The organism is Stenotrophomonas sp. S4, from assembly GCF_054187805.2.
The window spans coordinates 200,422-214,099 of the sequence record NZ_CM196188.1 but is presented as its reverse complement, the minus strand read 5'-3'; the positions used below and the strand labels follow the sequence as shown (position 1 = coordinate 214,099).

9 protein-coding genes are annotated in these 13,678 nt (G+C 67.5%); 6 read left to right on the top strand and 3 right to left on the bottom strand.

The window, feature by feature from the left end; genetic code table 11:
• Positions 1–55: 55 nt before the first annotated feature.
• Positions 56–2,905 (bottom strand): M16 family metallopeptidase, encoded by a 2,850-nt coding sequence (locus ACUZUJ_RS00870; protein ID WP_458220621.1) that lies wholly within the window; start codon positions 2,903–2,905, stop codon positions 56–58.
• Positions 2,906–3,321: 416 nt separating this feature from the next.
• On the opposite strand from ACUZUJ_RS00870, the gene ACUZUJ_RS00865 reads away from it, so the two are divergent.
• A complete protein-coding gene (locus tag ACUZUJ_RS00865) occupies positions 3,322–3,798 on the top strand; it encodes an XAC0231 family protein (RefSeq protein WP_014035556.1) in 477 nt (158 codons plus the stop codon).
• Between the two features lie 69 nt (positions 3,799–3,867).
• A complete protein-coding gene (locus tag ACUZUJ_RS00860; RefSeq protein ID WP_458220620.1) occupies positions 3,868–4,347 on the top strand; it encodes a tRNA (cytidine(34)-2'-O)-methyltransferase in 480 nt (159 codons plus the stop codon).
• A gap of 246 nt (positions 4,348–4,593) precedes the next feature.
• Here ACUZUJ_RS00860 and ACUZUJ_RS00855 read toward each other — a convergent pair whose 3' ends face one another.
• Positions 4,594–5,757, bottom strand: coding sequence for an acyl-CoA dehydrogenase family protein (locus ACUZUJ_RS00855; RefSeq protein WP_032962241.1), 1,164 nt, complete (start codon positions 5,755–5,757; stop codon positions 4,594–4,596).
• Between the two features lie 315 nt (positions 5,758–6,072).
• Here ACUZUJ_RS00855 and ACUZUJ_RS00850 point away from each other — a divergent pair, with 315 nt between their 5' ends.
• On the top strand, positions 6,073–7,749 hold the full coding sequence (locus tag ACUZUJ_RS00850; RefSeq protein WP_119007344.1) for an electron transfer flavoprotein-ubiquinone oxidoreductase: 1,677 nt from the start codon (positions 6,073–6,075) through the stop codon (positions 7,747–7,749).
• Positions 7,750–7,814: 65 nt separating this feature from the next.
• A complete protein-coding gene (locus ACUZUJ_RS00845; protein WP_101764694.1) occupies positions 7,815–8,216 on the top strand; it encodes a c-type cytochrome in 402 nt (133 codons plus the stop codon).
• Here the strand turns inward: ACUZUJ_RS00845 and ACUZUJ_RS00840 are convergent.
• Complete coding sequence (locus ACUZUJ_RS00840) at positions 8,210–11,809, bottom strand: ATP-binding protein (RefSeq protein ID WP_458220619.1); 3,600 nt, start codon at positions 11,807–11,809, stop codon at positions 8,210–8,212. The two genes, ACUZUJ_RS00845 and ACUZUJ_RS00840, sit on opposite strands and share 7 nt — an antisense overlap.
• 75 nt (positions 11,810–11,884) lie before the next feature.
• On the opposite strand from ACUZUJ_RS00840, the gene ACUZUJ_RS00835 reads away from it, so the two are divergent.
• Positions 11,885–12,523, top strand: a complete 639-nt coding sequence (locus tag ACUZUJ_RS00835) for a response regulator (protein WP_014035550.1) — start codon at positions 11,885–11,887, stop codon at positions 12,521–12,523.
• A 375-nt stretch (positions 12,524–12,898) separates the two neighbouring features.
• Positions 12,899–13,669, top strand: a complete 771-nt coding sequence (locus ACUZUJ_RS00830; protein WP_458220618.1) for a hypothetical protein — start codon at positions 12,899–12,901, stop codon at positions 13,667–13,669.
• Positions 13,670–13,678 lie beyond the last annotated feature (9 nt).

Here is a 13,678-nt window from a genome sequence, read left to right as displayed (position 1 = left end):
GATCCGACCCCTTCAGGGTTGCCGGCCAGCGGCCGGCACTACCCGACGCGGTGCCTTACTTCTTCACCGGGTTGCCTTCGGCGTCGATCACCGTCACCTCGCCCAGGTTCAGCGCGCGCACGGCCGCTTCGGTCTGCTTGAGGTCACCCACCACCACCCAGGTCAGGGCCTGCGGCTTGATCTCGGCGGCGGCCTGCTGCACCTGCGCCGGGGTCATCGCCTCGATCTCGGCCTTGCGACGCAGCACATAGTCGTCCGGGCGCTTGAACTGCACGATCGAACCGATGGTCGCGGCCACCGCACTGGCGGTCTCGTAGGCACCGGGCAGGCTGAGGGTCTGGATGTTGCGGATGCGGTTGACCTCGGCAGCGGTGGCCGGCTTGCTGCCATCCGCGAACGCGGCGATTTCCTTGCGCATTTCCGCCAGTGCCGGGCCGGCCTTGTCGATCTGCACCGGCGCGCTGGCCATCCACGGGCGCTGGCCCACCGAGTTGGTCGCACTGCTGCGCGCGCCGTACGACCAGTGCTTGTCCTCGCGCAGGTTCATGTTCAGGCGCGAGGTGAAGTCACCACCGATCACGCCGTTGGCGATATCGAAGCGGGTCGAACTGGCGGCGCTGGACGGCGGCACCACCTGGCCGGCGAACAGGTTGGCCTGCACCGCACCCGGCTGGTCGATCAGGAACACGCGCGGGCCCTTCGGCAACACCACGTCGGTGGCCGCCTTCACCTGCGGCGCCTCGCCGGTCGCCTTCCAGTCGCCCAGCTGCTTGTCCAGCAGCGGCACGATCTCGGCCAGGGTGGTGTCACCGACCACGATCAGGGTGCCGTTCTGCGGGCGCAGCCAATCGTGGTGGAAGTCGACCAGGTCCTCGCGGGTCAGGCCATTGATCGCCGCCTCATCGCCGCTGCCGGTGAACGGAATGGCGTACGGGTGGCCCTTGCCGTACAGCAGCGGCGGCAGCACGCGCATCGCCACCGCACCCGGGTTCACCTTCTCCTGCTGGATGCCGGCGATCCAGGTCGCCTTGACCCGGTCGATCTCGCCCTGCTCGAAACGCGGTTCGCGCAGCAGGTCGCGGTACAGCGCCAGCGACGGTGCCAGATTCTCCTTCAGCGCCGACAGGTCCACGCTCATCGAATCCAGGCCGGCCGAGGCATCCAGGCTGGCGCCCAGCGCGTCGGCGGCATCGGCGAAGGCCAGCGAACCGAGCTTGCCGGCGCCTTCGGTCATCAGGCTCATGGTGAAGTTGGCGGTGCCCGGCTTGCGGCCCTGGTCGGCACTGAAGCCACCCGGGAACTGGTAGCTGAACTGCACCACCGGAATCTCATGGCGTTCGGCCAGGATCACCTGGGTGCCGTTCTTCAGCGTGGCGCGCTGCAGCGCCGGGAACTTCAGCTGCGGGAACTCGCGGGTCTGCGGCACGCCGGCCTTGCGGTCCACCTGTTCCGGCAGGGTGCTGTACTTCGGGTCCACCGCCGGCACGGTGAACGGCTTCGGCGTCTGGCTCGGCTCTTCCTTCAGCGCCACGCGCTCACCCGGTGCGATCACCAGGGTGTGGCTGCCCTTGTCCAGCCACTGCGCGCCCAGGCGGCTCAGATCAGCGGCATTGGCCTTCTCGATGTTGGCCAGCGAGGTACGGAAGCAGCCCGGGTCGCCGGTGAACACCGCGCACTCGGCCAGCGCATCGGCCTTGCCGCCGAAGCCACCGATGCGCTCGATGCCACGGATGAAGCCGGCACGGGCGCCGGTCTTGGCGCGCTCCAGCTCGGCCGCGGTCGGGCCCTGCTTGATCAGGCGGTCCAGTTCCTCGTCGATGATCTTCTCGACCTTGGCCGGGTCCTGGCCCTGCTTCACGGTCGCCACGATCACGAAGTTGGAGCCCAGCTGCGACGTCGACAGGCCCGAGCCGATGCTGTCCACCAGCTTGTCCTGGTGCTGCAGGCGCTGGCTCAGCCGCGAGGACTTGGCGCCACCCAGCACTTCGGAGAACAGCTGCAACTGGTCGACGTCGGCGGTGCCGACCTGCGGCACGTTCCAGGCGCGGTAGATGCGCGCCTGCGGCACCTTGTCGGTCATCGTCTCGCGGGTATCCGCACTGCGCTTGGCCACGTTCACCGCCGGCTGCGCCATGGTCGGGCCAGCGGGGATGCTGCCGAAGTACCTGGCGACCTTCTCCTTCGCCGTGGCCAGATCGATGTCACCGGCCAGCACCAGCACCGCGTTGTTCGGGCCATACCAGGTACGGAACCAGGTCTTCACGTCGTCCAGCGAGGCCGCGTTGAGATCGTTCATCGAGCCGATCACGCCGTGGTGGTACGGGTGGCCAACCGGATACAGCGCCTTGTTGATCTGGTCCCAGGCCTGGCCGTAGGGCTGGTTCTCGCCCTGGCGCTTCTCGTTCTGCACCACGCCACGCTGCTCGTCCAGCGCGGCCTGGTCGATCGCACCGACCAGATGGCCCATGCGGTCCGATTCCATCCACAGCGCCATGTCCAGCGCGGTGGTCGGCACGTTCTCGAAGTAGTTGGTGCGGTCGGTGTTGGTGGTGCCGTTCTGGCCGGTGGCACCGACCTGCTTGAACGGCTCGAAGTACTCACCGTCGTGGTTTTCGCTGCTCTGGAACATCAGGTGCTCGAACAGGTGCGCGAAGCCGGTGCGGCCGGCCGGCTCATCCTTGCTGCCCACGTGGTACCAGACGTTGACCGCGACGATCGGCGCCTTGCGATCGGTATGCACGATCACGCGCAGGCCGTTGGGCAGGGTGAACTGCTCGTACGGGATATCGACCTTGGCCGGTGCCGCCGGCTTGGCGGCAAGCGCAGAGGTGGGCGCAAGCGTACCCAGGGCGGTGCTGAGGGCGACGGCCAGCAGTGCAGCGCGCGGGCGAAGGGCGAGAGACATATCCGGATCCTTGGTCACATAGGTGAACCCCGATCCTAGCCTGCGCAGGCAGCGGCAGGAATCGGTCGCCAGTCACTGGGGGTGTTTGCCCCGATGGCCATCCAGCCCGGCGCCCACGGACGCTCCTGAAACGTCACATGCGCCGGCTTAAGGCGTCCGGACAGTGTCCGCGGCACATCGAGTGGACAGATGTCCGCCCACCGGACACTTTTCCATGAACATAAAACCCTTATAAATCAACAACTAAAAGTTGGCACGGGGATTGCTTGGTACTTCCTGCGCCAGGAAGGGCTTCAGACGAAAGCTGACTGAAGACTGAACAAATGCAGGAAACCGAAAATTTCCCTTGCAAGCCCAGAATCGGTGTACTACCTTACTACCACACCACTGATCACCAACACTAAACAGGCCCCGTCATGAACGCCAAGACCATTGCCATCGCCATCGCCCTGATCGCCGGCACCGCGGTTGTTTCGTCGGTGCAGGCCTCCGAATCCATCAAGACCCTGTCCACCGTGCAGGTCCGCCCGGCCGCCGACCAGCTGGCCCAGCAGGCCTGGGAACAGGCCAGCGGCATCCCCACCCTGGCCACCGTGGAAGTGCGTCCGAGCGCCGACCAGCTGGCCGAGCGCAACGGCTACGTCGCCGCCCCGGTCGCCGCCGCGATGCCGATCACCACCCTGGCCTCGGTGGAGGTGCGCCCGAGCCTGGAACAGCGCGTCGCTCTGGCCGCCGAGCTGGAAGCCCAGCGCTACGCCGCCACCCTGGCTGCCGCTGCCACCAACGTCGCCAACTCGGTCATCGTCAACCTGCCGGCCCTGCAGGTGCGCCCGAGCGCCGCCGACCTGCAGGCCCTGGCCACCGAAACCGCCCAGGTCCTGCTGCGCCCGTAACCGGTGCCGCCCTGCCCAGCGCAGGGCGTGCGCCGTAAAGGCGGCGGTCGTCGCAGGTACACTGCGCCGATGAATGCCGCGCCCCAGTTCCACGTGATCCTGTTCCAACCGGAAATCCCGCCCAACACGGGCAATGTGATCCGGCTCTGCGCCAACACCGGCGCGCAACTGCACCTGGTCGAGCCACTCGGCTTCGCACTGGAAGACAAGCAGCTCAAGCGCGCCGGGCTGGACTACCACGAGTACTCGCGCCTGCTGGTCCACCCCGACCTGGACACCGCGCTGGCGCGGATCGCACCAAAGCGCTTGTTCGCACTCAGTACCCGGGCCAGCGTGCGCTACGACAGCGTGGCCTTTGAAGATGGCGATGCCTTCCTGTTCGGCCCGGAAAGCCGCGGCCTGCCGCAGGACGTGCTCGATGCCTTGCCCGATGGCCGCCGCCTGCGCCTGCCGATGCGGCCGGACAACCGCAGCCTCAATCTTTCCAACACCGTCGCCGTGGTGATGTACGAAGCGTGGCGGCAGCACGGGTTTGCTGGCGGGGCATAGCCGCCTCAGGTGGGTGCGGACCGCTTCTGGTGGGTGCGGACCTTGGTCCGCACCGATGCCCGGTCGCGCACTGAAGGAATGTGCCGACCAAGGTCAGCACCTACCAAAGACAGGTCCAGGGGACTGCTGAGAACTTCTGGTGGCTATGGATCGCTTCTGGTGGGTGCGGACCTTGGTCCGCACAAATGCCTGGTCGGGCGCTGAAGGAATGTGCCAACCAAGGTTGGCACCCACCAGAACCAGGTTTCAGAACGCGTTGATGCCGGTCAGTTCGCGGCCGATCACCAGCTGGTGCACGGTCTCGGTGCCTTCATAGGTGATCACCGATTCCAGGTTCAGCGCATGCCGGATCGCCACGTGCTCGGTGGTGATACCCGCGCCGCCCAGCAGATCGCGGCATTCGCGGGCGATGTCGATGGCCATGCGGCAGTTGTTCCACTTGGCCAGGCTGACCTGCTGCGGCTGCAGCTGGCCGGCTTCCTTCAGGCGGCCCAGCTGCAGCGCCAACAGCTGCGCGGTGGTGATGCGGCGGGCCATTTCGGCCAGCTTGATCTGCGCACTCTGCGTGGCGGCCAGCGGGCGGCCGAACAGCACGCGCTCCTTGGCATAGCCCAGTGCTTCATCCAGGCAGGCGATGGCGGCACCGATCGGTCCCCAGCTGATGCCGTAGCGGGCCTGGGTCAGGCAACCCAGCGGGCCCTTGAGGCCCTTCACGTTCGGCAGGCGGTGGCTGTCGGGCACGCGCACGTCGTCGAAGAACAGCGCGCCGGTCAGCGACGCACGCAGGCTCATCTTGTGCTTGATCTCCTGCGTGGTGAAGCCGGCCATGCCCTTTTCCAGCACGAAGCCCTGGATGCCGTCCTCGGTCTGCGCCCAGACGATGGCCAGGTCGGCCACCGGGCCGCTGGTGATCCACATCTTGCTGCCGCTGATGCGCCAGTCGCTGCCGTCGCGCACCGCCCGGGTCTTCATGCTGGCCGGATCGGAACCGCCGTGTGCCTCGGTCAGGCCGAAGCAGCCGATCAGCTCACCGCGCGCCATCGCCGGCAGCCACTGCTGGCGTTGCTCCTCGCTGCCGTAGGCATAGATCGGGTACATGCACAGCGAGCTCTGCACCGAGACGAAGCTGCGCAGGCCCGAATCGCCGCGCTCCAGCTCCTGGCAGATCAGGCCATAGCTGACCGCCCCCAGGTCGCCGCCGCCGTACTCGGCTGGCAGGGTGGCGCCCAACAGGCCCAGCGAGGCGATCTCCGGCACCAGTTCAGAGGGGAAACGGGCCTGGTCAAAGGCATCGCCGATGATCGGCAGTACGCGCTCGTTGGTGAAGCGGGCGACGCTCTCCTGCACCGCGCGCTCTTCCTCGTTGAGCAGGGAACGGACATCGAACAGATCGTACGGATGCAAAGCCATGGCACTCACACGCAGTCAGGACCCGGCCATTGTCGGTCATCCGCAAACATCGCGTCTGGTAGGTATGGACCTTGGTCCACACGGAAGCGGGTCCGGGCGGTGAAACACTGTGCCAACCCAGGTTGGCACCTACCCGGCCACGAGCATTACGCTGCACCGCAGCAATCATGACGTGAACATCGGCGATCTAGCTCGATCACGCGCGGCCCGGTACCCTGACACATTCAAACAACCGTTTCGCTCGTGGCTGCACGCGCGATTCCCAGGCACCGCCGGTGGCCCCGATGCCGGCCCTACCCACGAGTCATGCAATCGATGAGCGCTGAAGCCAACGCCCTGCCCCCGCGTGAAGTAATGGAATTCGACGTGGTGATCGTCGGCGCCGGCCCCGCCGGCCTGGCCACCGCGATCCGCCTGCGCCAGCGCGCGGTCGAGGCCGGCCGCGAACTGTCGGTGTGCGTGCTGGAGAAGGGCTCCGAGCCGGGCGCGCACGTGCTGTCCGGTGCGGTGATGGACCCGCGCGCGCTGACCGAGCTGTTCCCGGACTGGGCCGAGCGCGGTGCACCGCTGAAGCAGAAGGTCACCCGCGACGAATTCCTGTTCCTCAGCGAGACCGGTTCGCGCAGCACCCCCCACGCGCTGCTGCCGGAGTGCTTCCACAACGAAGGCAACTACATCATCAGCCTGGGCGAAGTGACCCGCTGGCTGGCGCAGCAGGCCGAGGCGCTGGAAGTGGCGATCTTCCCGGGCTTCGCCGCCGCCGAAGTGCTGTATGGCGACAACGGTGAAGTGATCGGCGTGGCCACCGGCGACATGGGCATCGAAAAGGACGGCAGCATCGGCCCGGCCTTCGAGCGCGGCATGGCACTGCAGGCCAAGTACACGATCTTCGCCGAAGGCGCACGCGGCCACCTCGGCCGCCAGCTGATCGCGCGCTACAAGCTGGACGAAGGCAAGGACCCGCAGGCCTACGGCATCGGCATCAAGGAACTGTGGCAGATCGACCCGGCCAAGCATGAGCCGGGCCTGGTGGTGCACGCCGCCGGTTGGCCGCTGGACAGCGATACCTATGGCGGCGCGTTCCTGTACCACGCCGACGGCGGCAAGGTCGCCATCGGCTACGTGGTCGGCCTGGACTACAGGAACCCGTGGCTGAGCCCGTTCGAGGAGTTCCAGCGCTTCAAGACCCATCCGGACATCCGCAAGCACCTGGAAGGCGGCACCCGCATCGGCTACGGCGCGCGTGCGATCACCGCCGGCGGCCTGCTGTCGCTGCCCAAGACCGTGTTCCCCGGTGGCGCGCTGGTCGGCTGCGAAGCCGGCTACCTCAACGCCAGCCGCATCAAGGGCAGCCATGCCGCGATCAAGACCGGCATGCTGTGCGCCGATGCCGCGTTCGATGCACTGGCTGCCGACCGCCAGCACGATGAACTGAGCGCCTACCCGAAGGCCTTCGAAGCCAGCTGGCTGTTCACCGAGCTGCAGCAGGCCAAGAACTTCAAGCAGTGGTTCAAGAAGGGCCAGACCGTGGCCACGCTGATGACCGGCGTGGAGCAGTGGCTGCTGCCGAAGCTGGGCGTACGCAACCCACCGTGGACCCTGCACCGCACGCTGCCGGACCATGCCTGTCTGGAACCGGCGGCCAAGCACACCCGCATCGCCTACCCGAAGCCGGATGGCGTGCTGACCTTCGACCGCCTCAGCTCGGTGTTCCTCAGCAGCACCAACCACGACGAGAACCAGCCCAGCCACCTGACGCTGAAGGACCCGAGCATTCCGGTGAAGGTGAACCTGGCCGAGTACGCAGGCCCGGAAGCCCGCTATTGCCCGGCCGGTGTGTACGAATTCGTCGGCGAAGCCGACAGCGCGCGCCTGCAGATCAACGCGCAGAACTGCGTGCACTGCAAGACCTGCGACATCAAGGATCCGACCCAGAACATCGTCTGGGTGACGCCGCAGGGCGGTGGCGGCCCGAACTACTCGGGCATGTGATCGCCCCGGGCTGCGACCGCGTGTCGCAGCCCGGCCGCTCCACCGCACCGCTATCCTGCCCGACCATGCGTGCCTCCCGCCTGCTCATCGCCGTTGCCGTGGCCCTGCTCGCCACGGCCTGCCAGCGCCCACCCGCGGTGCCGGCCACGCCCGAACAGGCGCAGCAACAGGCCATGCAGCGCGCGTTCGAACTGTGTGCCGGCTGCCACACCGTGCAGCCCGGTGGCATCCATCGCTTCGGGCCGAACCTGCACGGCGTGATCGGACGCCGCGCCGGCAGCCTGCCCGACTATGGCTACTCCGACGGCATGCGCCGCGCCAACATCACCTGGACCGCGCAGACCCTGGATACCTTCCTGCAGTCACCCACGCACCTGGTGCCGGGCACGCGCATGTACAACGCTTTCCCCAGCGCAGAACGCCGCGCCCTGGTGATCGCCTACCTGCAGCAGCAGTCGGCTCAGTGAGCCAGGCGCTGCAGCTGTTGCTGCAGCCGCACCACGAACGCCGTTACGGCGGCGAACAACGGCGCCGGATCGGCCTCCGCCGCATCCTGCAGGCGCTCGACCAGCGCATTGGCCTGCCCGGCCAGTGCCCTTGCCCCGATGGCCCCCAGGCCGCCCGCCTGGCGATGCAGGTGCAGCGCCGCGGTCTCGCGGTCGCCGGCCTGCACGGCGCGCTGCACGGCCGCCAGATCGCCTTCGCTGGCCTGCAACAGGCTGTCACGCAGCTGCTCAGCCACCGCGCGCGAACCATAGCGTTGCTGCAGGGTGGCCAGATCAGGCAGCACTTCATCGTCGTCGGCGACGGCCTCCTGCACCGGCGCCTCGAACGACTGGCCCTGTGCCTGCGGCAGCCAACGCAGCAACGCGGTGCGCAGCGTGGACAGCGACAGCGGTTTGGCCAGCACCTCGTCCATGCCGGCCTCGCGGCAGCGGCGCGCATCGTCGTCCAGCACGCTGGCGGTCAGCGCCAGCACCGTCAGCCGCGGCTGGCCGGTACGGCCCTCGCGCTCGCGCAGCAGGCGGGTGAAGCCGAACCCGTCGAGTACCGGCATGCGGCAGTCGGTAATGACCAGATCGAAGGACTCCGTCGACAAGCGGTCCAGCGCCTGCTGGCCATCGCCCAGCAGCACATGGGGCACGCCCAGCTGCTGCAGCCGCCACGCCATCATCGCCTGGTTGGTCGGGTGATCCTCGATCACCAGCACCCGTGCCTGGCGCAGCGCGGCGGGCAGCAGCGCGGTCTGGTCCTGCTCGGCCAGCAGCGCCGCCGCGTCCTCGCTGCCGGCCTCCACCAGCGATATCCGCACTTCGGCGCGGGTTCCTTCGCCCAGCGTGCTGTGCAGGGTCAGTTCGCCCTGCATCATCTGCACCAGTCGCTGGCAGATGCTCAGGCCCAGACCCGTGCCGCCGTGGTCACGCTGGATGTAGGCACCGGCCTGCGCAAAGGGCGCGAACAGGTGCTGCAGTTGTTCCGGCGCGATGCCGATGCCGGTGTCGGTGACGCTCAGGCACAGCGGTTGCACACCGTCTTCGCTGGTCGGGCCCAACACCTCCAGCTGCAGGCGTACTTCGCCCTGTGCGGTGAACTTGATGGCATTGCTGAGCAGGTTGAACACGATCTGGCGCAGTCGCACCCCATCCACTTCGTGGGCGGGGGCCAGCTGTGGGTCGATCTGCACGTGCAGCGCCAGGCCACGCGCACTGGCCTGTGCGGACAGCAGTCGGCACACGCTTTCCAGCAGGGGCCGAAGCGGCTGCGGCACCGGCTCCAGGCGCATTGCGCCCGCTTCCAGCCGCGAGTAGTCGAGGATGTCGTCGAGGATCTGCCGCAGCATCTGCGCCGAATCCTCGATCACGCCAAGAATGCGCTGCTGTTCGCTGTCCAGCGGGGAATGCGCCAGCACTTCCAGCATGCCCAGCACGCCGCTCATCGGCGTGCGGATCTCATGGCTCATCGTGGCCAGGAAGCGTGATTTGGCCTCGGCGGCCTGCTCCGCCTCCGCCTTCGCCGCCGTCAGGGCGTCGGCCTGCATCCGCGCTTCGCTCACGTCCACCCAGTAACCACTCCAGATCACCGCGCCCTCTTCGGCGGCATAGGGGTGGGCCTGGCTGCGCACCCAGCGCGCGCCCTCCCCATCACTGCGCAGGCGGAACTCCAGGATCAATGGGGCGAACTGGCGCGCGGCCTGCTCGATGGAGTGCAGGATGTGCGCGCGGTCCTCTTCCTCGATGCGTTCCAGCAACACCCTCGCGTCCTGTTCGGCCTGCTGCCGGGTGATACCGAACAAGGCAGGCAGGTCGCCGGCAATGAACGGGAAGCTGAGCGTGCCATCGGCATCGCGACGTGCCTGGTACACCACCGCAGGCAGATTGTCGGTCACCTCGGCCAGGCGCTGCTCCAGCTGGCGGCGTCCGGCCACCTCACGGCGCAATCGCCAATGGCCGACACCATGCACCAGCATCGCGGTCAGCAGCACCAGCAGCACTGGTATCCCCCACCGCAGCGCGTTGTTCCAATTGACGCCGTTGCGGTACTCCACGGCCAGCCAGGCGCTGCGCAGCGCTTCGCGCTTGCGTGGGGTCATCTGCAGCAACAGGCGGTCGAAGGTAGTGGCCAGCGCTGCATGTCGTCGATCCACCGCCAATGCCAGCTGGTCATTGAAGCCTGCCGGAGCCGCCACCTGCAGCCGCGCCGGGAAACGGCTGCGCAGCAGGTGATCGACCAGCGCAAGATTGCCGACGTAGGCATCGGCTTCACCATCGAGCAGGCGCTGCAGGGCCTGCTCGGCGCTGCGCGCAGCAATGATCCGGGCCTGCGGTGCCTGCTGCAGCACGTAGCGGCGCAGGCGCTCCGGATCAGAAAGCAGTACGCGCTTGCCCTGCAGGTCGGCCAGTCCCAGCAGCGCCGGACCATCGGTCCGGGTGACGATCACGTTCGGCACGCTGATGAAGGGCTGGCTGAACACCCAATCCGGGCCCAGGTAGCGCGAATCCGCGGGCATGCCCATCACCGCCTGCAGTTCACCGCGGCGGGCCTTCTCACGCACCTCGTACCAGTCGTGGCTGTTCTCGATCTGCAGGTTGGCGCCCGCCTGCATCAAGCGCTGCAGGTACTCGCTGGCCAGGCCACTGGGCCGGCCATCCTCGCCGGTGAACGACAGCGGCGCGGCATTCGGGGCGAAACCGATCTTCAGCGGCTGCTCCAGCACACGCTTCTCGGCCTGGCTCAGCGCCAGCTGCGCTGATGCCGACCAATGCGGAGGGGGCAGCCAGCGTTGCGCCAGCGCATCCCGCTGGGCCTGGCTGGTGGCAGCCAGCGCCAGGTCCAGGGCTTCAGCCAGGGGTTGCTTGCCGTTGGGAATGCCGAAGTGCAGCCGTTCGGGTGGCAGGTCGCTCGGTCGCAGCAGCGCCACGCCCTGCAGGCGTCGGCTGGCGATCAGCTCGGTGGCGACGAAGGCATTGCCGATGTAGACATCGGCCTTGTCGTCTCTGACCATCTGCAACGCTGCCAACGTGTCGTTTGCGACAAGCTGGCGGGCACGCGGGAAACGCGCGCGTACCTGCGGGCCGGTCAGGAAATCCTGCTCGATCACCACCCGCAGGCCATCCAGGTCGGGTATCTCGGACGCACGAAGGTCCGCCGGTCGCCCCACCAGCGCCAGTGGCGCTTCGGAATACGCAGCGGTATAGACCATGCAGCGGGTGCGGTCGGCACTGAGACCGACATTCATCACCACGTCGATCTCGCCACGACATGTCGCATCCAACACGGATGTCCAGTCGGGATAGCGGCGCATCTCGACCTTCACGCCGAGCTGGCGTGCAAGATGCGACAGGTAGTCCGGCCCCAGGCCGACCTGTTCGCCATCACGGAGGGACTCGAAGGGGGGCCAGCCACTGTCATACTGCCCGACAACGATGGTCGGATGCGCCACCAGGTATTCGCGCTGCAACGGGCTGAGCGGCAGCAGGCCAGGGGCCGGCTGTGCCTGGGCCACGGGCAGGGCCAGCACCGCCAGCAGCAGGAGCAGCCCGCGAACAGCCCACCTACGCATCTGCGTCGATCTCCTAGAATCCTGCCAGGGACCGCGATGGTCGCGGTCCGGCGTGCCCGATGGCCATACTAGAGCATGAGCTTGCGCATCATCATCGCAGACGATCACCCCGTGGTCCGTATTGGTACCCGCGCCGTCATCGAGTCGAGCGGCGTGGGCCGCGTGGTCGGCGAGGCCGACAGTGCGCAGGCGCTGATGACCCTGCTCGCCAACCAACCCTGTGACCTGCTGGTCACCGACTACTCCATGCCGGGCAGCCCACAGGCCGATGGCTTCGCCATGATCGGCATGATCCGCCGCCGCCATCCCGACCTGCCGGTGCTGATGCTCAGCGTCTCCAGCAACCTGGCGATCCTGCGCATGGTGCTCGACAGTGGCGTGCTCGGCCTGGTCGACAAGAGTTCGTCGATGGACGAGCTGCCGCAGGCCATCCAGTCGGTCTACCGCGGCCAGCCCTACATCAGCCGCAGCCTGCGCGAGCGGGTGGACGCGGCCGGCAGCTGGCGCATGCGCGAGGGCGACGGCAAGCCGTTGTCACCACGCGAAGTGGAGGTGCTGCGACTGCTCGGCACCGGCATGACGGTGAAGGAGATCTCGCTGCAGCTGCACAAGAGCGTCAGCACCATCAGCCGGCAGAAAGGCGACGCCATGCTCAAGCTGGGGCTGAAGGGTGACGCCGAATTGTTCGACTACCTGCGTGACGGCAAGATCTGAGACGAACTTCACATAACAGCCCCGCCCGCCGCGGCCCCCTTTGACGGCCTGCGGATCTGTGCCAAGATTGAGGGGCATGAGTTTTCAATGCGAGGTCGAAGGAATCGACCGGCTCATGTCCTCGCTCCCTTCCCTGGTGGATGGGGTGCGGCTTCCTGCCGGCCGTCTGGTCCGGCAACGCTGACCATGGAGAGGCGCATGCAGTCCCCCCCCGAGCTACGTTGGACCCTGCCGTTGCGGCCCCTGCGCGCATTCGCGGCGTGCCTGCTCGTCTCCCTTTCCGCTGCCGCCTGCAGCGCCGCCGATCCGGCCCCCTCGTCCTCCCAGCCTGCGCCTGCGCAGGCTGCCAAAGCGCCCCGACAGGATGTTGCCCCGATGCAGAACCCCGCTCCCGATGCCGCCGTCACCCCGCCCGACGCGCCGACCGTGATGTATTTCATCTACCAGGTGGATGGCGATGGTGCGACGTCCTATGAGGTCCAGAACGGCAGCGTGGCGACCTTCTGGTTCGGCCACAGCTTCACCCTGGACGGCACCACCTACTACACCGGTTTTTCCTGGGACACCCGCGAGCACTACGGCAAGCCGGGCGAACAGCAGCCGGCCGGTCCCGACGACCGCGCCAATCTGGCCGAGGCCACCTTCGTGCTGGCCGGCGGCGACGCGAAGAAGCCGTGGAAGTTCCGTGGCCAGGAATGGACCATCGGTGCGCTCGGCGCCTACGACAAGGCCGACGACGTCGATACCCGGCGCAAGCCGATCGAACACCGCACCGCCGACGGCCGCCTGCTGCTGGCGGTGCCGACCAGCAGCTTCGACCGCGGCATCAGCAGCAGTGGCTACGCCCTGCTGCTGTTCAACCCCAAGCGCAGCGAGGACGACCTGGACAGCAAGGTCTGGCGCTACGTCGGCTCGGTGCGCACCGGGGAAGACAACAGCGCGGCCTGCGACGACGGCAACGTGATGCCGTGCACCGACAGCGACGGCGAACTGGCCTTCGTGGCCGACGGCAACGGCCTGCCGCAGCTGACCGTGACCTTCAAGGGCACCACCATCGAAGCCCCGGGCAAGACCCGCGCGCTGGGTGCCGGCGACACCGTGCGCTACCGCTTCGACAGCAAGGCCCAGCAGTACATCGCGCCCTGATTTCCATCC

Excerpts from the sequence above, each read along its gene's own strand:
- ACUZUJ_RS00840 (WP_458220619.1), bottom strand. The coding sequence starts at position 11,809 with ATGCGTAGGTGGGCTGTTCGCGGGCTGCTCCTGCTGCTGGCGGTGCTG.
- ACUZUJ_RS00835 (WP_014035550.1), top strand. The coding sequence starts at position 11,885 with ATGAGCTTGCGCATCATCATCGCAGACGATCACCCCGTGGTCCGTATT.
- ACUZUJ_RS00830 (WP_458220618.1), top strand. The coding sequence starts at position 12,899 with ATGCAGAACCCCGCTCCCGATGCCGCCGTCACCCCGCCCGACGCGCCG.
- ACUZUJ_RS00870 (WP_458220621.1), bottom strand. The coding sequence starts at position 2,905 with ATGTCTCTCGCCCTTCGCCCGCGCGCTGCACTGCTGGCCGTCGCCCTC.
- ACUZUJ_RS00855 (WP_032962241.1), bottom strand. The coding sequence starts at position 5,757 with ATGGCTTTGCATCCGTACGATCTGTTCGATGTCCGTTCCCTGCTCAAC.
- ACUZUJ_RS00845 (WP_101764694.1), top strand. The coding sequence starts at position 7,815 with ATGCGTGCCTCCCGCCTGCTCATCGCCGTTGCCGTGGCCCTGCTCGCC.
- ACUZUJ_RS00860 (WP_458220620.1), top strand. The coding sequence starts at position 3,868 with ATGAATGCCGCGCCCCAGTTCCACGTGATCCTGTTCCAACCGGAAATC.
- ACUZUJ_RS00865 (WP_014035556.1), top strand. The coding sequence starts at position 3,322 with ATGAACGCCAAGACCATTGCCATCGCCATCGCCCTGATCGCCGGCACC.
- ACUZUJ_RS00850 (WP_119007344.1), top strand. The coding sequence starts at position 6,073 with ATGAGCGCTGAAGCCAACGCCCTGCCCCCGCGTGAAGTAATGGAATTC.